We start from the raw sequence: 14,626 nt of genomic DNA on the forward strand, positions 1-14,626 counted from the left end.
TGGTGATCACGCTTTTTCCTGATCTTTCTGCTTTTCCTGTCTCTCTTTACGCTTCTGTTCGGCTCGCGCTTTGGCTTTGGCCGCTTCGCTCATGTCGTTACGGATCTGCGCGTGACTGATCAGGGCAAAAATCAGCGTACCGCCGGTGATGTTGCCCAGCAGGGTGGGCAGTGCAAACGGCCACAAAAACTCCTGCCACGGCAGCGTGCCGGCAAACACCAGATACAGCACTTCAACCGAACCGACCACAATGTGGGCCAGATCGCCCAGCGCCACCAGCCAGGTCATCATCACAATCACCACAATTTTGGCACCGCCAGCGTAAGGAAACATCCACACCATGGTGGCGATGATCCAGCCTGAAATCACTGCGTTGGCAAACATTTCGCCCGGCGTGTGCTCCATCACTTTCTCGCTGATGGCGGTGAAGGCCTGGCGCGTAGCGTCATCGAAAATCGGCATATGATTAAACGCCAGCGCGCCCAGCGCGGTACCAATCAAATTGCCGATCAGCACCACGCTCCACAGCCGCAGCAGCAGCATAAAATTGCCGCCGGTGGGTTTATGCATCACCGGCAGTACGGCGGTGACGGTATTCTCGGTAAACAGCTGCTGGCGCGCCATAATCACGATGACAAAACCAAAGGTGTAGCCAAGATTCTCCAGAAGATAGGCACCGGGCACGCCAGCGAGGTGTACCTGAAAAATGCCTTTCGCCATCAGCGAGGCGCCCATTGATAAGCCGGCGGCAATCGCTGACCACAGCAGCGCCATGCCGTCGCGTTCCAGCTCCTTTTCACCGTCCTGCCGAATCTCTTCATGTATCGCCGCAGCCCGCGAGGGCAGGGCGTCTTCGTCCACTTCGATATCCGTTCCCTGTTCTTTTTCTTCACTGTCCACGTCATTGTCATGCGTGTTATTTGATGGCGATGGCTTCATTTTTTCTCCCGGTGATAATGCCAGTGCGTAATAAGCGTAGACGCTTTTAGCAAGGGCGAAATGTTACAAAGATTCAAATTAAGAGTAACAAGAGATTAGCAAAGATGGTTTTTTGAGCGCTTTCTTGATCTGATGCGCATGAATACCTCATTTGGGGGAAGGGGGAGCTTGCGCACAGACTTCGGCCCCTGGTTTGAGTGTGGTATTATTCCCGCCTCATTTATTGCTATGAATCTCCCTTCTATGCTCGAAGTGATTAATCTCGCCTGCGTTCGCGATGAGCGAACCCTGTTCCACGGACTGAGTTTTCAGGTGCAGGCGGGCGATGTGGTGCAAATCGAAGGGCCCAACGGCGCAGGCAAAACTTCACTGTTGCGACTGCTGGCGGGGTTAAGCCGGCCAGAGCAGGGCGAAGTACGCTGGCAGCAGCAGTCGATTCGCCGGCAGCGCGAAATATGGCAGCAAAACCTGCTGTATCTCGGCCATCATCCGGGCGTGAAATCGGTGCTGTCGCCGCGGGAGAATCTGCATTTCTGGCACGGCGATCGCAGCGAAGACACGCTGTATGACGCGCTGGAGCAGGTCAATCTGCTGGGTTACGAAGAGGTGCCGGTGGCACAGCTTTCTGCCGGGCAGCAGCGGCGCGTGGCGCTGGCGCGACTGTGGCTCAGCCCGGCTCCGGTGTGGATTCTGGATGAGCCGCTGACCGCCATCGACAAACACGGCGTGGAAAAATTAATGGCGCGCTTCGCCGATCATGCCGATAACGGTGGCGTGGTGATTCTGACGACCCATCAGGATCTGCCGGACAGCCATGCGCGCGTGCGCAAAATTCGTCTTACATCGGAGTGGGCGTGATGCTTGGCCGGGTTATTCAGCGTGAGTTAAAGATTGCCTTTCGCAGCGGCGCGGAAGTGGTTAATCCGCTGTGGTTTTTTCTGATCGTGATTACGCTGTTCCCGTTAGGCATTGGCCCTGAGCCGCAGCAGCTGGCGCGCATCGCGCCTGGCGTCGCCTGGGTAGCCGCGCTGCTGGCATCGCTGCTGGCGCTGGAGCGGCTGTTTCGCGACGACTTTCTTGATGGATCGCTGGAGCAGCTGCTGTTGCTGCCGACGCCGCTGCCAATCACCGTGCTGGGCAAAGTGATTGCGCACTGGCTGATTACCGGGCTGCCGCTGATTTTACTCTCGCCGCTGGCGGCGCTGCTGCTGTCGCTGGATTTTGCAGGCTGGCGGGCAATGGCGCTGACGCTGCTGATCGGCACGCCAACTCTGAGTTTTCTCGGTGCGATTGGCACCGGTCTGACCGTCGGGCTGCGGCGCGGCGGCGTATTGCTGAGTTTACTGGTGTTGCCGCTGTCGATACCGGTACTGATTTTTGCCAGCGCGGCGATTGATGCGGCCGGTCAGGGGTTACCGATCGGCGGTTATCTGGCGATTCTCGGCGCCATGCTGGCGGTCAGCGCCACGCTGTCGCCATTTGCGACCGCCGCCGCGCTGCGCATCAGTCTGCATTAAGGCGGACCTCCGGCAGAGAGGCCGCCATCCGAATTCTTGTTTAGTGTGAGCAATGTCAATGTGGAAATGGTTACACCAGTGGGCAAAGCCTGAGCGGCTTTACCAGCTATGCGGTCGCTTGATTCCCTGGTTCGCAATCCTGGGCGTCGGTGCGCTGCTGCTCGGCTGGATTTGGGGATTCGGCTTTGCGCCGGCGGATTATCAGCAGGGCAACAGCTTCCGCATCATGTACATTCACGTGCCGGCGGCGATGTGGTCGATGGGCGTCTATGCCTCAATGGCCATCGCCGCCTTTATCGGTCTGGTGTGGCAGATGAAAATGGCCGATCTGGCGGCTGCCGCGATGGCGCCAGTTGGGGCGGTATTTACCTTTATCGCATTGGTGACCGGCTCGGCGTGGGGCAAGCCGATGTGGGGCACCTGGTGGATTTGGGACGCGCGTCTGACTTCTGAACTGGTGCTGCTGTTCCTCTATATGGGCGTGATTGCGCTCTATCACTCTTTCGACGATCGCCGCACCGCCGGACGCGCGGCCGGCATCCTGATTCTGGTCGGTGTGGTTAACCTGCCGATTATTCACTTCTCCGTGCAGTGGTGGAACACGCTGCATCAGGGCTCGTCCGGCATTCTGCAACAGGCGATCGATCCCAGCATGCGCACGCCGCTGCGCTGGTCGATTCTCGGCTATCTGCTGGTGTTTGGTGCGCTCACCCTGATGCGTCTGCGCAACCTGATTCTGTTTACCGAGCGTCACCGCCCGTGGGCGATTGACGTGGCGCAGGGAGGACGCAAAGCATGACCCCTGCCTTCTCATCGTGGAGCGAGTTTTTCGCCATGGGCGGCTATGCCTTTTACGTCTGGCTGGCCGTGTGTTTTACGCTGATTCCACTGATCGGTCTGGTGCTGCACACCGTGTTGTTCCGTCGCCGCCTGCTGGCAGAGATTCGCCAGCGTCAGTCCCGCGAGCGCCGCATCCGCGCGGCAAAAGCCAAACAAGCTGCCAGTGAAGCAGCAGGAGAGTCCGTGTGAATATCCGTCGTCGTAACCGCCTGTATGTGGTGGTGGCGGTGCTGGTGGGCTTAGGCCTTGCCACGTCGCTGGTGATGTACGCGCTGCGTTCCAACATCGACCTGTTCTACACCCCGAGTGAAATTCTGTACGGCAAAGGTGAGGATCACCAGAAGCCGGAGGCCGGACAGCGCCTGCGCGTCGGCGGCATGGTGATGCCCGGTAGCGTCAAACGCGATCCGAAAACGCTGGCGGTGTCGTTCAAACTATATGATGCCAACGGCGTGGTCAGCGTCAGCTACGAAGGCATTCTGCCGGATCTGTTCCGCGAAGGGCAGGGCGTGGTGGCGCAGGGCGTGCTGGAAGACGGCAACCTGGTCAACGCCAAAGAGGTGCTGGCGAAGCACGATGAGAAGTACACGCCGCCGGAAATTCAGGACGCAATGAAGAAGAATCATAACGGACCGGCAGCGGCCTATCAGCAGGCGGGTACGCAATCATGATGCCGGAAATTGGCAGCTTTCTGCTGTGTCTGGCGCTGGGCTTAGCGCTGTTATTGAGTATTTATCCGCTGTGGGGCGCGGCGCGTCAGGATGGCCGGCTGATGGCGCTGGCGCGTCCGCTCACCTGGGGCATGTTCCTGTGCATCGCCGCCGCGTTCCTCGTGCTGGTGCACGCGTTTGTGGTCAACGATTTTACCGTCGGCTACGTTGCCACCAACTCCAATTCGCTGCTGCCGGTGTATTACCGCATCGCCGCCACCTGGGGCGCGCATGAAGGATCGCTGCTGCTATGGGTACTGCTGCTCAGCACCTGGACATTAGCGGTGGCGATTTTCAGCCGCGGCATGCCGCAGGATGCGCTGGCGCGCGTGCTGGCGGTGATGGGGATGATCAACCTCGGCTTCCTGTTGTTCATCATCCTCACCTCGAATCCGTTTACCCGCACGCTGCCGAACTTCCCGATTGATGGGCGCGACCTCAACCCGATGCTGCAGGATATCGGGCTGATCTTCCATCCGCCGCTGCTCTATATGGGCTATGTTGGCTTCTCGGTGGCGTTTGCCTTTGCCATTGCGTCGCTGATGGCAGGCCGGCTGGATACCGCCTGGGCGCGCTGGTCACGTCCGTGGACCACTGCGGCATGGGTATTTCTGACTATTGGTATCGTGCTCGGTTCCGCGTGGGCGTATTACGAACTCGGCTGGGGCGGCTGGTGGTTCTGGGATCCGGTCGAAAACGCCTCCTTTATGCCGTGGCTGGCCGGTACTGCGCTGATGCACTCATTGGCGGTGACAGAAAAACGCGGCAGCTTTAAGTCATGGACGGTGCTGCTGGCGATTACCGCGTTCTCATTAAGCCTGCTGGGCACCTTCCTGGTGCGCTCCGGCGTGCTGGTGTCGGTGCACTCGTTCGCCTCCGATCCGGCGCGCGGTATGTTTATCCTCGCCTTCCTGGTGATTGTCATCGGCAGTTCGCTGCTGCTGTACGCTCTGAAAGGGGGCCAGGTGCGCAGCCGCGTGCAGAGCGAAGCCTGGTCGCGCGAATCCTTTCTGCTCGGCAACAACGTGCTGCTGATTGCCGCAATGCTGGTGGTGCTGCTCGGTACGCTGCTGCCGCTGGTGCATAAACAGCTCGGGCTGGGCAGCATTTCGGTTGGCGAGCCGTTCTTCAATACCATGTTCACCTGGCTGATGGCGCCGTTCGCGCTGATGCTCGGCATCGGGCCGCTGGTGCGCTGGCGCCGCGATGAGCCGCAAAAGCTGTGGAAGCGGCTCGGTGTGGGTCTGCTGGTGACGCTGATCCTGTCGATCGTGCTGCCGTGGCTGTTGCAGGATCGCATCGAAGCGATGACGGTGATTGGCCTGCTGATGGCCATCTGGGTGATCCTGCTGACGCTGATGGAGCTGCACGAACGCGCTACCCACCGGCACCGTTTCCTGGCGGGATTGCGCCATCTGTCGCGCAGCCACTGGGGCATGGTGCTGGGCCATCTTGGCGTGGCGGTGACGGTGGTGGGCATTGCCTTCAGCACCCAATACAGCGTTGAGCGTGACGTGCGCATGAAGGCCGGCGACAGCGTGGATATCCACAACTATCACTTTATTTTCCGCGACGTGCACAATCTGCAGGGCCCCAACTACAGCGGCGGCGTGGCGATTATCGATGTCACACGCAACGGTAAGCCAGAAGCGGTGCTGCATGCAGAGAAGCGCTTCTATACCGCAGCGCGTACCATGATGACGGAAGCGGCGATCAGCGGCGGCTTCACGCGCGATCTCTACGCGGCGCTGGGCGAAGAGCTGGATGACGGTTCCTGGGCGGTGCGTATTTATTACAAACCCTTTGTGCGCTGGATCTGGTTCGGCGGCGTGTTTATGGCGGTGGGCGGCCTGCTGTGCCTGCTCGATCCGCGCTACCGCTCGCGCAAAAAAGCGCAGCGCGAGGAACTGGCATGAATAAAAAAATCCTGTTTATTCCTTTAGTCCTGTTTCTGCTGCTGGCGGCGGCGCTGCTGTGGCAGCTGACGCGCAACGCCAGCGGTGACGATCCTACGCGCCTCGAATCGGCGCTGATCGGTAAACCGGTGCCGGTGTTTAAACTCGAAGCGCTGGATCAGCCAGGTAAAATCTATAACCAGCAGGTGCTGACCGATGGCAAACCGCTGCTGCTGAACGTCTGGGCCACCTGGTGCCCGACCTGCCGCGCCGAGCATCAATATCTCAACACGCTGGCGGAGCAGGGCATTCGCGTGGTTGGCCTCAATTACAAAGATGACCGCAGCAAAGCCGTCACCTGGCTTAACACGCTCGGCAATCCGTATGCGCTGAGCCTGTATGACGGCGACGGCATGCTCGGTCTGGATCTCGGCGTCTACGGCGCGCCGGAGACCTTCCTGATCGACGGCCACGGCATTATCCGTTACCGCCACGCCGGCGACATGAACGACCGGGTGTGGAATGAAGAGGTGAAGCCGCTGTGGCAGAAATACAGCAAAGAGGCGGGCGTATGAAACAGCTGTTTATGTTGCTCGCGGGTCTGCTGCTGAGCACCAGCCTGTGGGCCGCAATCGATACTTATCAGTTCGATTCGGTCCAGCAGGAGGAGCAGTATCGCGAGCTAACCGCATCGCTGCGCTGCCCGAAGTGCCAGAACAACAGTATTGCCGACTCCAACGCGATGATTGCCGCCGACATGCGGCTAAAAGTGTATGAGCTGATGAAGCAGGGCCAGAGCCGCCAGCAGATCATTGATTACATGGTGGCGCGTTATGGCAACTTCGTCACTTATGAACCGCCGGTGACGCCGTCGACGCTGATTCTGTGGGTTGGGCCGGCGCTGTTTGTGGTGCTCGGCGGGCTGATTATTATTCTGCGCAGCCGACGCGGCAACGCGCGCAGCGAGCTGGATGACGATGAACAACAGCGCCTTGCGGCGATTCTGAAGCGTGACGGGAAGCCTTAATGACTGGATTCTGGATTACCCTGATTATTTTACTGGCGGCGGCGACGGCACTGTTTGTCGGTGCCGGCTGGCGGCAGCGTCAGGCCAGCAGCGGCGATCGCGATCGCCTGAACACCGATTTTTATCAGCAGCGCCTGCGCGAGCTGGAGCATGATGAAGCCGAGGGCGTGGTCAGTGAGCGTCCGGAGATGGTGCGCGAACTGCAGCAAACGCTGCTGACCGACGTGCCGGGCGACACGGCGGCACGCGCGCATCACAGCAGCCGCTGGGTACTGCTGCCGGGCGTGATCGTCCTGGTGCTGGTGTCGGTGGGCGTTTATCTGAAAACCGGTGGCCTCGCCCAGCTGGCGGGCTGGCAGAGCGTGCAGCAGGAGTACCCGGTGCTGCGCGCGCGGGTGATGGATCCCAATGCGCAGCCGCTGACCATGGAAGAGCTGGCGCGTCTGCAGCTCGGCCTGCGCACCTCGCTGCAAAACGATCCGCAAAACCTCAATGACTGGGCGATGCTGGGCCGCCTCGGCATGGTGCTGAACAACGCCACCGATGCCAGCCAGGCCTTTGAGCACGCTTTGCAGCTGGCGCCGGACAACCTTGAACTGCAGCAGGATTATGCCGAAGTGCTGACGCGCTCCAGCGATCCGCAGGATAACCGCCAGGCCAATATGCTGCTGAAAGACCTGCTGAAGCGCGACCACAGCAACGTGCGCACCCTCAGTCTGCTGGCGTTCAATGCCTTTGAACAGCAGCAGTATGGCGAAGCGATTGGCGCGTGGCAGGTTATGCTGAAGCTGCTGCCGGCCGGCGATCGACGCATTACCATGATAGAGCGCAGCATTGAACAAGCGAAAACCGACGCGGGACAGCAAAATAGCCAGCTGGCATTGACGGTGAGCTTAACGCCAGAGGCAGAAAAAATGTTACCGCCGGGCGGAGTGTTGTATATTTCTGTGTCTGACGGTGTTTCACCGGTGCCTGTGGCTGTAAAGCGTTTACCGCTCAGCCACTTCCCGCTATCGCTTACGCTGGATGACAGCAACGCCATGATGCCGGATCGCCTGCTTTCGGCGCAGCATCAGGTGCAGGTCAGGGTGCGCATTTCGCGCGATGGTAGTGCTAATCCGCAGTCCGGCGACTGGTTTGGTTTAAGCGCGGTCACCCCCTGGGATGGTCACCAGCCGATGGCTGTTGAGGTCAATCAGCAGCAGCCCTGAAGCGATACACCTTTTATCTGCACAGGGAGAGAAGAATGAATAATCGCCTGACCGGCCTGGCGCTGGCCAGTTTACTGCTGGTGGGATGTGCCAGTTCCAAACCGGCCGACGAGACGACGCCTGCGCAGCGCAGCGATCCGCTCGAAGGGTTCAACCGCACGATGTTTAACTTCAACTACAACGTGCTGGATCCCTATGTGGTGCGCCCGGTGGCGGTTGCCTGGCGTGATTACGTGCCGGTGCCGGCTCGTACCGGGCTGAGCAACTTCCTCGGTAACCTTGATGAACCGGCCAGCATGGTAAACTCGATTCTGGTCGGCGAGCCGCGTCAGGCGGGCATTCACTTTACCCGTTTCTTCCTGAATACCGTGCTCGGCCTTGGCGGTTTCATCGACGTCGCCGGCAAAGCCAATCCCCAGCTGGCGCGTGAAGTGCCGCACCACTTTGGCAGCACGCTGGGCCGTTATGGTGTTGGCTACGGTCCGTACGTGGTGCTGCCAGGTTACGGCAGCTTTACCGTGCGTCAGGATGGCGGCGACTACGTCGATACGCTTTATCCGGTGCTGAGCTGGCTTACCTGGCCGATGTCGATTGGTAAATGGACGCTGGAAGGGGTGGAAACGCGCGCGCAGCTGCTTGATTCCGATGGCCTGCTCCGACAGCAGCAGGATCCGTACGCCTTTATCCGCAACGCCTATTTCCAGCGTAACGATTTCCTCGCCAGCGGCGGCAAGCTGAAGCCGGAGGAGAACCCGAACGCCAGCGCGATTCAGGACGATTTAAAAGATATCGACTCTCAATAAATGACAACGGCGACCAACAGGTCGCCGTTTTGTTTTCAGCTGGCGACCCGCATGGGCCGCTGCACTGATTATCAGAACTTGTAGTTAAAGTTAGCGCCGTACAGCCAGGCCTTACCTTCGGAATTAAAGGTATAAGGACCTTCTTTCACCGTCACGTGCTGACCGTGCATATAGGAAACCCCGACATCAACTGACGCATCCGGCGTGAAGGCGTAAGACGCACCGGCGCTCAGCCACAGGCGATCCTGATCCGGAATCGAGATAGAGCGTTTATCCGCCGGCACCGGGCTGTCATCAAACGCGATACCGGTACGGAACGTCCAGTTATCGTCGTAGTTGTAAGTGGTACCTAACGCGATGCGATATGCATCACGGTAGCCTTCATCTTTATAGAACAGCGTCTGGCCGTTGCTGCCGGTGGCTTTCAGCTCCTGGAACTGGCTCCAGCTGGTATAGGCGAGGCTGTAGTGCACCGCCCACTGTGGCGCCACTTTATGCCAGCCGGACACTTCCCACATTTCCGGCAGGTTCAGCGTCAGCGAACCCGGAATGGTGGCGCCGCTGGTGCCATACGGCAGACCCAGCGCAATCGCCTGCGGCGTGCCGTTAAAGGCGCGCGGGATATTGCTCTTATAGTCGCCGTCGAAGTCGATCTTCACTTTGGAACGATAGGTGAAGCCGAAGCGGTTGTTTTTATCCACTTCATACAGGATACCGGCGTTCCAGCCGTAGCCCCATTCGTCACCTTTCAGGTGTGCGACCTGGGTATCGGCCGGCAGACCGGCGCGGGCACCGGCTTCACCGGCGTAGCGCTCAATTTTCGCTTTGGCGTACACCGCGTCAAAGCCGACGCCGAAGCTGAAGTTATCATTTAACCGATAAGCGGTGCTGAGGTTGAAGTTGCCGGTCATCAGATCGGTTTTGCCACCGAAGCCGCCCGCGGTGTAGCCATTATTAAATTCGGTGGCCAGACCGTAGTTCGAGGTGGCCGAGGCGCCAATCCACCACTGATCGTTAATCGGATGCACATAATGGATGTTCGGGATCCACTGGTTTGGCGCAATATTGCTGGCGTTGAGGCTGTTGCCGGTCGGGCTGTTACCGCTGATATCCACTTCCGGGTCGATATAGACGGCGCCGATAGAGAAAGAAGGGCGGTCCATCAGGGCCATAGTGGCTGGGTTACGGCTGGCAGAGGCGGCGGTATCACCCATGGCGCCTTCACCTGAATAGGCGCGGCCCAGGCCGATTGCTGAGAATTCGTTAAGTTGAAAGCCTGCGGCGTAGACGTGAGAAGAGACGAGCGCCACTGCAGCTGCCACAGCTGACTTTGCAAACAGGTTCTTATGGTTCATGACCACAACCTCATCTAAATTATTATTAAACGTAGTTACGTCGCGTAACAAAGGACGGCGGATTGTAGGGACTGACGATACAGACACATATCAGACCAGTGCGACGAGTATAGGTCCGACCTGTGTATTTGTTGCAATATTGTTTTTAAAATATTTCTGCTTTGATCGATAAAATCAGATCTGCTTAACAAAATCCTTGCGGTTCTGCTCCAGCATAGCGAGTCAAATTTGTTTTGGATCAAATTTTATTGTGATATTCGTCACTTAGCGGGCGGAAGATAGCCGCGACGTGGCATCCGGCGTACACTTTGCAGCAGAAAATGATCCGATAGTGTTGATTTATCGTCAGGAGAAAAACATGACTGATGCCATTAGAAACTGTAGTGCGAACGAAACGGCAGCCTGCTGCTGCGTTGACGTGGGCACCGTGATGGACAATACCGATTGCAGCGCCAGCTGGTCAGGCGTGTTCGCTGACCGTCAGGCGGCAGAAGCAATGCTGGCCGAGCTGAGCGCCAAAGCGCGCCAGGTCGAGTCCGATCCGTGCGAGATTCATTCGCGCTTTACCAACGAAGCAGACGGCGTGCGCCTGGACGTCGATTTCACCTTTGCCTGCCAGGCCGAAACCCTGATTTTCCAGCTCGGCTTACGTTAATCCCGCCGCTGCCGACCCGCTTTTTCGGCAGCGTTGCCTCTTTTTCGTGTCACTCCTCGCACTTTTTTTCTTCTGTTATTGGCGACTTAGCAACACCTGGGTAACACTGATGATCAGGTCAGACCTGTTGGGCAATGATGCTCAGGTCGTAAATTACAGGTGAGTGCAATGAGCAAAGCGCAGCCGCTGCTGACGCGTCAGGGCGAACGTATCGCCATTACCCACGGATTACGCACCCCGTTTGCCCGCCAGGCAAGCGACTTTCACGGCATTCCGGCGCTGGAGCTGGGGCGCATGGTGGTCAGCGAATTAATGGCGCGCAGCGAATTGCCGGGGGAGGTGATCGATCAGCTGGTGTTCGGCCAGGTGGTGCAGATGCCGGAAGCCCCCAATATCGCGCGTGAAATCGTGCTGAGCAGCGGACTGAGCGTGCACACTGATGCCTACAGCGTGAGCCGCGCCTGCGCCACCAGCTTTCAGGCGGTGGCCAACGTGGCGGAAAGCCTGATGGCCGGGACCATCGATGCAGGTATTGCCGGTGGCGCTGACTCCTCCTCGGTGCTGCCGATTGGCGTCAGCAAAACGCTGGCGCGCGCGCTGGTTGATCTCAACAAAGCCCGCACCCTGAGCAAAAAATTACACATCTTACGCCGCCTGCGCCCACGCGATCTGTTGCCGGTGCCGCCGGCCGTGGCGGAATACTCCACCGGTTTACGCATGGGCGACACCGCCGAGCAGATGGCCAAAACGCACGGCATTACGCGTGAGCAGCAGGACGCGCTGGCGCTGCGCTCGCACCAGCGTGCAGCACAGGCCTGGCAATCCGGCGTGCTGGCGCAGGAAGTGATGCCGGCATTTGTGCCGCCGTGGAAAGCACCGATTGAGCAGGACAACAACATTCGCTTTAACGCCAGTGCGGCGGATTATGCAAAGCTGCGTCCGGCGTTTGACCGTCGCCACGGCTCGGTCACCGCGGCCAACAGCACGCCGCTGACCGATGGCGCGGCGGCGCTGATTCTGATGCGCGAAGGGCGCGCGCGTGAGCTGGGCATTACACCGCTCGGTTACCTGCGCAGCTATGCGTTTGCCGCGATTGATGTCTGGCAGGACATGTTGCTCGGACCGGCTTACGCATCACCGCTGGCGCTGGATCGCGCCGGCATTACCCTCGGCGATCTGACGCTGATCGACATGCATGAAGCCTTTGCCGCGCAGACGCTGGCCAACCTCAGGCTGTTTAACGATGAACGCTTTGCGCGCGAGGTGCTGAAGCGCGATCGCGCGCTGGGCGAAGTCGACGAGACGCGTTTCAACGTGCTGGGCGGTTCCATCGCCTACGGTCATCCGTTCGCCGCCACCGGCGCGCGCATGATCACGCAAACGCTGCATGAGCTGCGGCGGCGCGGCGGCGGCTTAGGGCTGGTGACCGCCTGTGCCGCTGGCGGATTAGGCAGCGCGATGGTTCTGGAGGCCGAATAATGAGCGAATCTGCATTCCATTTACAGATGCGTCCGGATCACGTTGCGGTGATCACCATTGATGTGCCGGGCGAAAAGATGAACACCCTGAAAGCGGAGTTTGTGCCGCAAATCCGCGCGGTGCTGGCGGAGGCGCGCAGCGATGCGCAGCTGGCGGGCATCGTGCTGATTTCGGGCAAACGCGACAACTTCGTCGCCGGTGCGGACATCAGCATGATCGCCAGTTGTGAAACGGCGCAGCAGGCTGAAGCGCTGGCGCGGCAGGGACAGGAAGTGATGGCGGAGATCGCCGCGCTGCCGTTCCCGGTGGTCGCCGCCATTCATGGAGCCTGTCTTGGCGGCGGGCTGGAGCTGGCGCTGGCCTGCGATGCGCGCATCTGCTCGCTGGATGAGAAAACCCGTCTCGGCCTGCCGGAGGTGCAGCTCGGCCTGTTGCCCGGTTCCGGCGGCACCCAGCGGTTGCCGCGTCTGATAGGTGTGCAGCAGGCGCTGCCGCTGATCCTCAGTGGCAAACAGCTGCGCGCAAAGCAGGCGCTAAAGCTTGGCCTGGTGGATGATGCGGTGCCGCAGGCGATTCTGCTGGCAACCGCCGTGGCACGTGTACATAAAGGAAAGCACGCCGCACGCAGCCTGTCGCGCCGCGATCGCCTGCTGCAGGGGCCGCTGGCGCGTCCGCTGCTGTTTACGCTGGCCAAACGCCAGACCGACGGTAAAACCCACGGTAACTATCCGGCCACCGACCGCATTTTGCAGGTGGTGCGCATCGGGCTGGAGCAGGGTAGCGTCGCCGGTCACGCCGCGGAAGCGCGTGCGTTTGGTGAACTGGCGATGACCGCGCAGTCGGCCGCACTGCGCAGCCTGTTTTTTGCGTCCACCGCTCTGAAGAAAGAGCCGATGGCGGATGCGCCGCCGCGCCCGCTGCAGCAGATTGGCGTGCTGGGCGGCGGGCTGATGGGCGGTGGGATTGCCAGCGTCACCGCGCTGAAAGCCGGTCTGCCGGTGCGAATCCGCGATATCAACCTGAACGGCGTTAACCACGCGCTGCAGTACAGCTGGGATTTGCTGAGCAAAAAGGTGAAACGGCGCCAGCTCAAGCCGGCGGAACGCCAGCAGCAGATGGCGCGCATCAGCGGCGGCACCGATTATCAGGGCTTCCGCCAGCGCGATCTGGTGATCGAAGCGGTGTTTGAGGATCTGGCGCTCAAGCAGCAAATGGTGGCCGAGATTGAAGAACACTGTCAGCCGCACACTATCTTTGCGTCTAACACCTCCTCGCTGCCGATTGCGCAGATCGCTGCCGGCGCGCAGCGCCCGGAGAATGTTATCGGCCTGCACTTCTTCAGCCCGGTAGACAAAATGCCGCTGGTCGAGGTGATTCCGCATAGCGGCACTTCAGCACAGACGCTGGCCACCACGGTGGATCTGGCGCGTCGTCAGGGCAAAACCGCCGTGGTGGTCGCCGACCGTCCCGGCTTTTATGTTAACCGCATTCTCGCGCCCTATATAAATGAAGCCATGCGCTGTCTGCTGGAGGGCGAGCCCATTGAACATATTGATAGCGCACTGGTGAAATTTGGTTTCCCGGTCGGCCCGCTGCAGCTGCTGGATGAAGTCGGTATTGATGTCGGCAGCAAAATCAGCCCGATTCTTGAACAGGCCTACGGTTCACGCTTCAGCGCGCCGCAGGCGGTGAGCGCTATCCTGGCCGACGATCGCAAAGGGCGCAAAAACCAGAAAGGTTTTTATGATTATCAGCGCACGCGCTGGCCGCGCAAACGTCAGGCCGATGCCAGTCTGTACCGCCTGCTGCAGTTAAAACCCCAGGCGAAACAGAGCGAGCAGCAGATCGCCACGCGCTGTGTGATGCTGATGCTTAACGAGGCGGTACGTTGTCTCGACGAAGCGGTGATCCGCAGTGCCCGCGACGGCGACATCGCGGCAGTGTTTGGCATCGGGTTTCCGCCGTTTCTCGGCGGGCCGTTCCGCTATATTGACCAGCGTGGTGCGGGCGAGATCGTCAATACATTACGTACATTAATGCAGCAATACGGCGAGCGTTTTACGCCCTGTGACGCGTTAGTGGCAATGTCAGAAGGGAAAACGAATTTTTACACTTCTGCACATTCATGAATAGCCGCACGGATTCAGCGGGTTAGAATCGGGGCCGCGCAGTGCCTGGCGCGGCACCATTCTGAG

15 protein-coding genes are annotated in these 14,626 nt (G+C 59.6%); 13 read left to right on the plus strand and 2 right to left on the minus strand.

The window, feature by feature from the left end; genetic code table 11:
• Positions 1-6 precede the first annotated feature (6 nt).
• Positions 7-939, minus strand: coding sequence for a formate/nitrite transporter family protein (locus tag ABVR31_RS06230; RefSeq protein WP_058775841.1), 933 nt, complete (start codon positions 937-939; stop codon positions 7-9).
• A gap of 243 nt (positions 940-1,182) precedes the next feature.
• Here ABVR31_RS06230 and ccmA point away from each other — a divergent pair, with 243 nt between their 5' ends.
• Genes ccmA through mlaA form a run of 10 tightly spaced genes read left to right on the plus strand, consistent with a single transcriptional unit; the run spans position 1,183 to position 8,942 of the window.
• Positions 1,183-1,797: a cytochrome c biogenesis heme-transporting ATPase CcmA gene (ccmA, locus tag ABVR31_RS06235; protein WP_104093049.1), complete on the plus strand. Its 615-nt coding sequence runs from the start codon at positions 1,183-1,185 to the stop codon at positions 1,795-1,797.
• Positions 1,797-2,456, plus strand: coding sequence for a heme exporter protein CcmB (gene ccmB, locus ABVR31_RS06240; protein ID WP_058758454.1), 660 nt, complete (start codon positions 1,797-1,799; stop codon positions 2,454-2,456). The genes ccmA and ccmB overlap by 1 nt, the downstream gene beginning before the upstream one ends.
• Before the next feature lie 58 nt (positions 2,457-2,514).
• On the plus strand, positions 2,515-3,255 hold the full coding sequence (locus ABVR31_RS06245) for a heme ABC transporter permease (protein ID WP_058782040.1): 741 nt from the start codon (positions 2,515-2,517) through the stop codon (positions 3,253-3,255).
• The gene (gene ccmD, locus ABVR31_RS06250; RefSeq protein ID WP_031280028.1) at positions 3,252-3,485 is read left to right on the plus strand and encodes a heme exporter protein CcmD; all 234 of its coding nucleotides are present in this window, start codon (positions 3,252-3,254) and stop codon (positions 3,483-3,485) included. The genes ABVR31_RS06245 and ccmD overlap by 4 nt, the downstream gene beginning before the upstream one ends.
• Positions 3,482-3,967: a cytochrome c maturation protein CcmE gene (gene ccmE / locus ABVR31_RS06255; protein ID WP_021509145.1), complete on the plus strand. Its 486-nt coding sequence runs from the start codon at positions 3,482-3,484 to the stop codon at positions 3,965-3,967. Before ccmD ends, ccmE begins: the two co-directional genes overlap by 4 nt.
• Complete coding sequence (locus ABVR31_RS06260) at positions 3,964-5,922, plus strand: heme lyase CcmF/NrfE family subunit (protein WP_058769877.1); 1,959 nt, start codon at positions 3,964-3,966, stop codon at positions 5,920-5,922. Before ccmE ends, ABVR31_RS06260 begins: the two co-directional genes overlap by 4 nt.
• Complete coding sequence (locus ABVR31_RS06265; protein WP_010617464.1) at positions 5,919-6,476, plus strand: DsbE family thiol:disulfide interchange protein; 558 nt, start codon at positions 5,919-5,921, stop codon at positions 6,474-6,476. The genes ABVR31_RS06260 and ABVR31_RS06265 overlap by 4 nt, the downstream gene beginning before the upstream one ends.
• Positions 6,473-6,928: a cytochrome c-type biogenesis protein gene (locus ABVR31_RS06270; RefSeq protein ID WP_288422093.1), complete on the plus strand. Its 456-nt coding sequence runs from the start codon at positions 6,473-6,475 to the stop codon at positions 6,926-6,928. Before ABVR31_RS06265 ends, ABVR31_RS06270 begins: the two co-directional genes overlap by 4 nt.
• Entirely contained in the window at positions 6,928-8,139 is a 1,212-nt protein-coding gene (ccmI, locus tag ABVR31_RS06275) for a c-type cytochrome biogenesis protein CcmI (RefSeq protein WP_372772132.1), read from the plus strand. Before ABVR31_RS06270 ends, ccmI begins: the two co-directional genes overlap by 1 nt.
• A 35-nt stretch (positions 8,140-8,174) precedes the next feature.
• Positions 8,175-8,942, plus strand: a complete 768-nt coding sequence (mlaA, locus tag ABVR31_RS06280) for a phospholipid-binding lipoprotein MlaA (RefSeq protein WP_021509150.1) — start codon at positions 8,175-8,177, stop codon at positions 8,940-8,942.
• Positions 8,943-9,013: 71 nt separating this feature from the next.
• Here the strand turns inward: mlaA and fadL are convergent, their stop codons facing one another.
• Positions 9,014-10,297 carry a long-chain fatty acid transporter FadL gene (gene fadL, locus ABVR31_RS06285; RefSeq protein WP_021509151.1) on the minus strand — a complete coding sequence of 428 codons (1,284 nt, stop codon included), beginning with the start codon at positions 10,295-10,297 and terminating at the stop codon, positions 9,014-9,016.
• A gap of 358 nt (positions 10,298-10,655) precedes the next feature.
• Here fadL and ABVR31_RS06290 point away from each other — a divergent pair, with 358 nt between their 5' ends.
• From ABVR31_RS06290 to fadJ, 3 genes are all read left to right on the plus strand, one after another.
• On the plus strand, positions 10,656-10,952 hold the full coding sequence (locus ABVR31_RS06290; protein WP_185749257.1) for a YfcZ/YiiS family protein: 297 nt from the start codon (positions 10,656-10,658) through the stop codon (positions 10,950-10,952).
• Positions 10,953-11,120: 168 nt separating this feature from the next.
• The gene (gene fadI, locus ABVR31_RS06295; protein WP_372772135.1) at positions 11,121-12,431 is read left to right on the plus strand and encodes an acetyl-CoA C-acyltransferase FadI; all 1,311 of its coding nucleotides are present in this window, start codon (positions 11,121-11,123) and stop codon (positions 12,429-12,431) included.
• Entirely contained in the window at positions 12,431-14,560 is a 2,130-nt protein-coding gene (fadJ, locus tag ABVR31_RS06300) for a fatty acid oxidation complex subunit alpha FadJ (protein ID WP_372772137.1), read from the plus strand. Before fadI ends, fadJ begins: the two co-directional genes overlap by 1 nt.
• The last annotated feature ends 66 nt before the right edge of the window (positions 14,561-14,626 follow it).

This window comes from Pantoea sp. WEP, assembly GCF_041678305.1.
GTDB classification, from domain to species: domain Bacteria; phylum Pseudomonadota; class Gammaproteobacteria; order Enterobacterales; family Enterobacteriaceae; genus Pantoea; species Pantoea dispersa.

Coding starts and splice junctions, on each gene's coding strand:
- ccmI (WP_372772132.1), top strand. CDS start 6,928: ATGACTGGATTCTGGATTACCCTGATTATTTTACTGGCGGCGGCGACG.
- fadL (WP_021509151.1), bottom strand. CDS start 10,297: ATGAACCATAAGAACCTGTTTGCAAAGTCAGCTGTGGCAGCTGCAGTG.
- fadI (WP_372772135.1), top strand. CDS start 11,121: ATGAGCAAAGCGCAGCCGCTGCTGACGCGTCAGGGCGAACGTATCGCC.
- ccmD (WP_031280028.1), top strand. CDS start 3,252: ATGACCCCTGCCTTCTCATCGTGGAGCGAGTTTTTCGCCATGGGCGGC.
- ccmB (WP_058758454.1), top strand. CDS start 1,797: ATGCTTGGCCGGGTTATTCAGCGTGAGTTAAAGATTGCCTTTCGCAGC.
- ABVR31_RS06260 (WP_058769877.1), top strand. CDS start 3,964: ATGATGCCGGAAATTGGCAGCTTTCTGCTGTGTCTGGCGCTGGGCTTA.
- ABVR31_RS06270 (WP_288422093.1), top strand. CDS start 6,473: ATGAAACAGCTGTTTATGTTGCTCGCGGGTCTGCTGCTGAGCACCAGC.
- ccmA (WP_104093049.1), top strand. CDS start 1,183: ATGCTCGAAGTGATTAATCTCGCCTGCGTTCGCGATGAGCGAACCCTG.
- mlaA (WP_021509150.1), top strand. CDS start 8,175: ATGAATAATCGCCTGACCGGCCTGGCGCTGGCCAGTTTACTGCTGGTG.
- ABVR31_RS06230 (WP_058775841.1), bottom strand. CDS start 939: ATGAAGCCATCGCCATCAAATAACACGCATGACAATGACGTGGACAGT.
- ABVR31_RS06290 (WP_185749257.1), top strand. CDS start 10,656: ATGACTGATGCCATTAGAAACTGTAGTGCGAACGAAACGGCAGCCTGC.
- ABVR31_RS06265 (WP_010617464.1), top strand. CDS start 5,919: ATGAATAAAAAAATCCTGTTTATTCCTTTAGTCCTGTTTCTGCTGCTG.
- fadJ (WP_372772137.1), top strand. CDS start 12,431: ATGAGCGAATCTGCATTCCATTTACAGATGCGTCCGGATCACGTTGCG.
- ABVR31_RS06245 (WP_058782040.1), top strand. CDS start 2,515: ATGTGGAAATGGTTACACCAGTGGGCAAAGCCTGAGCGGCTTTACCAG.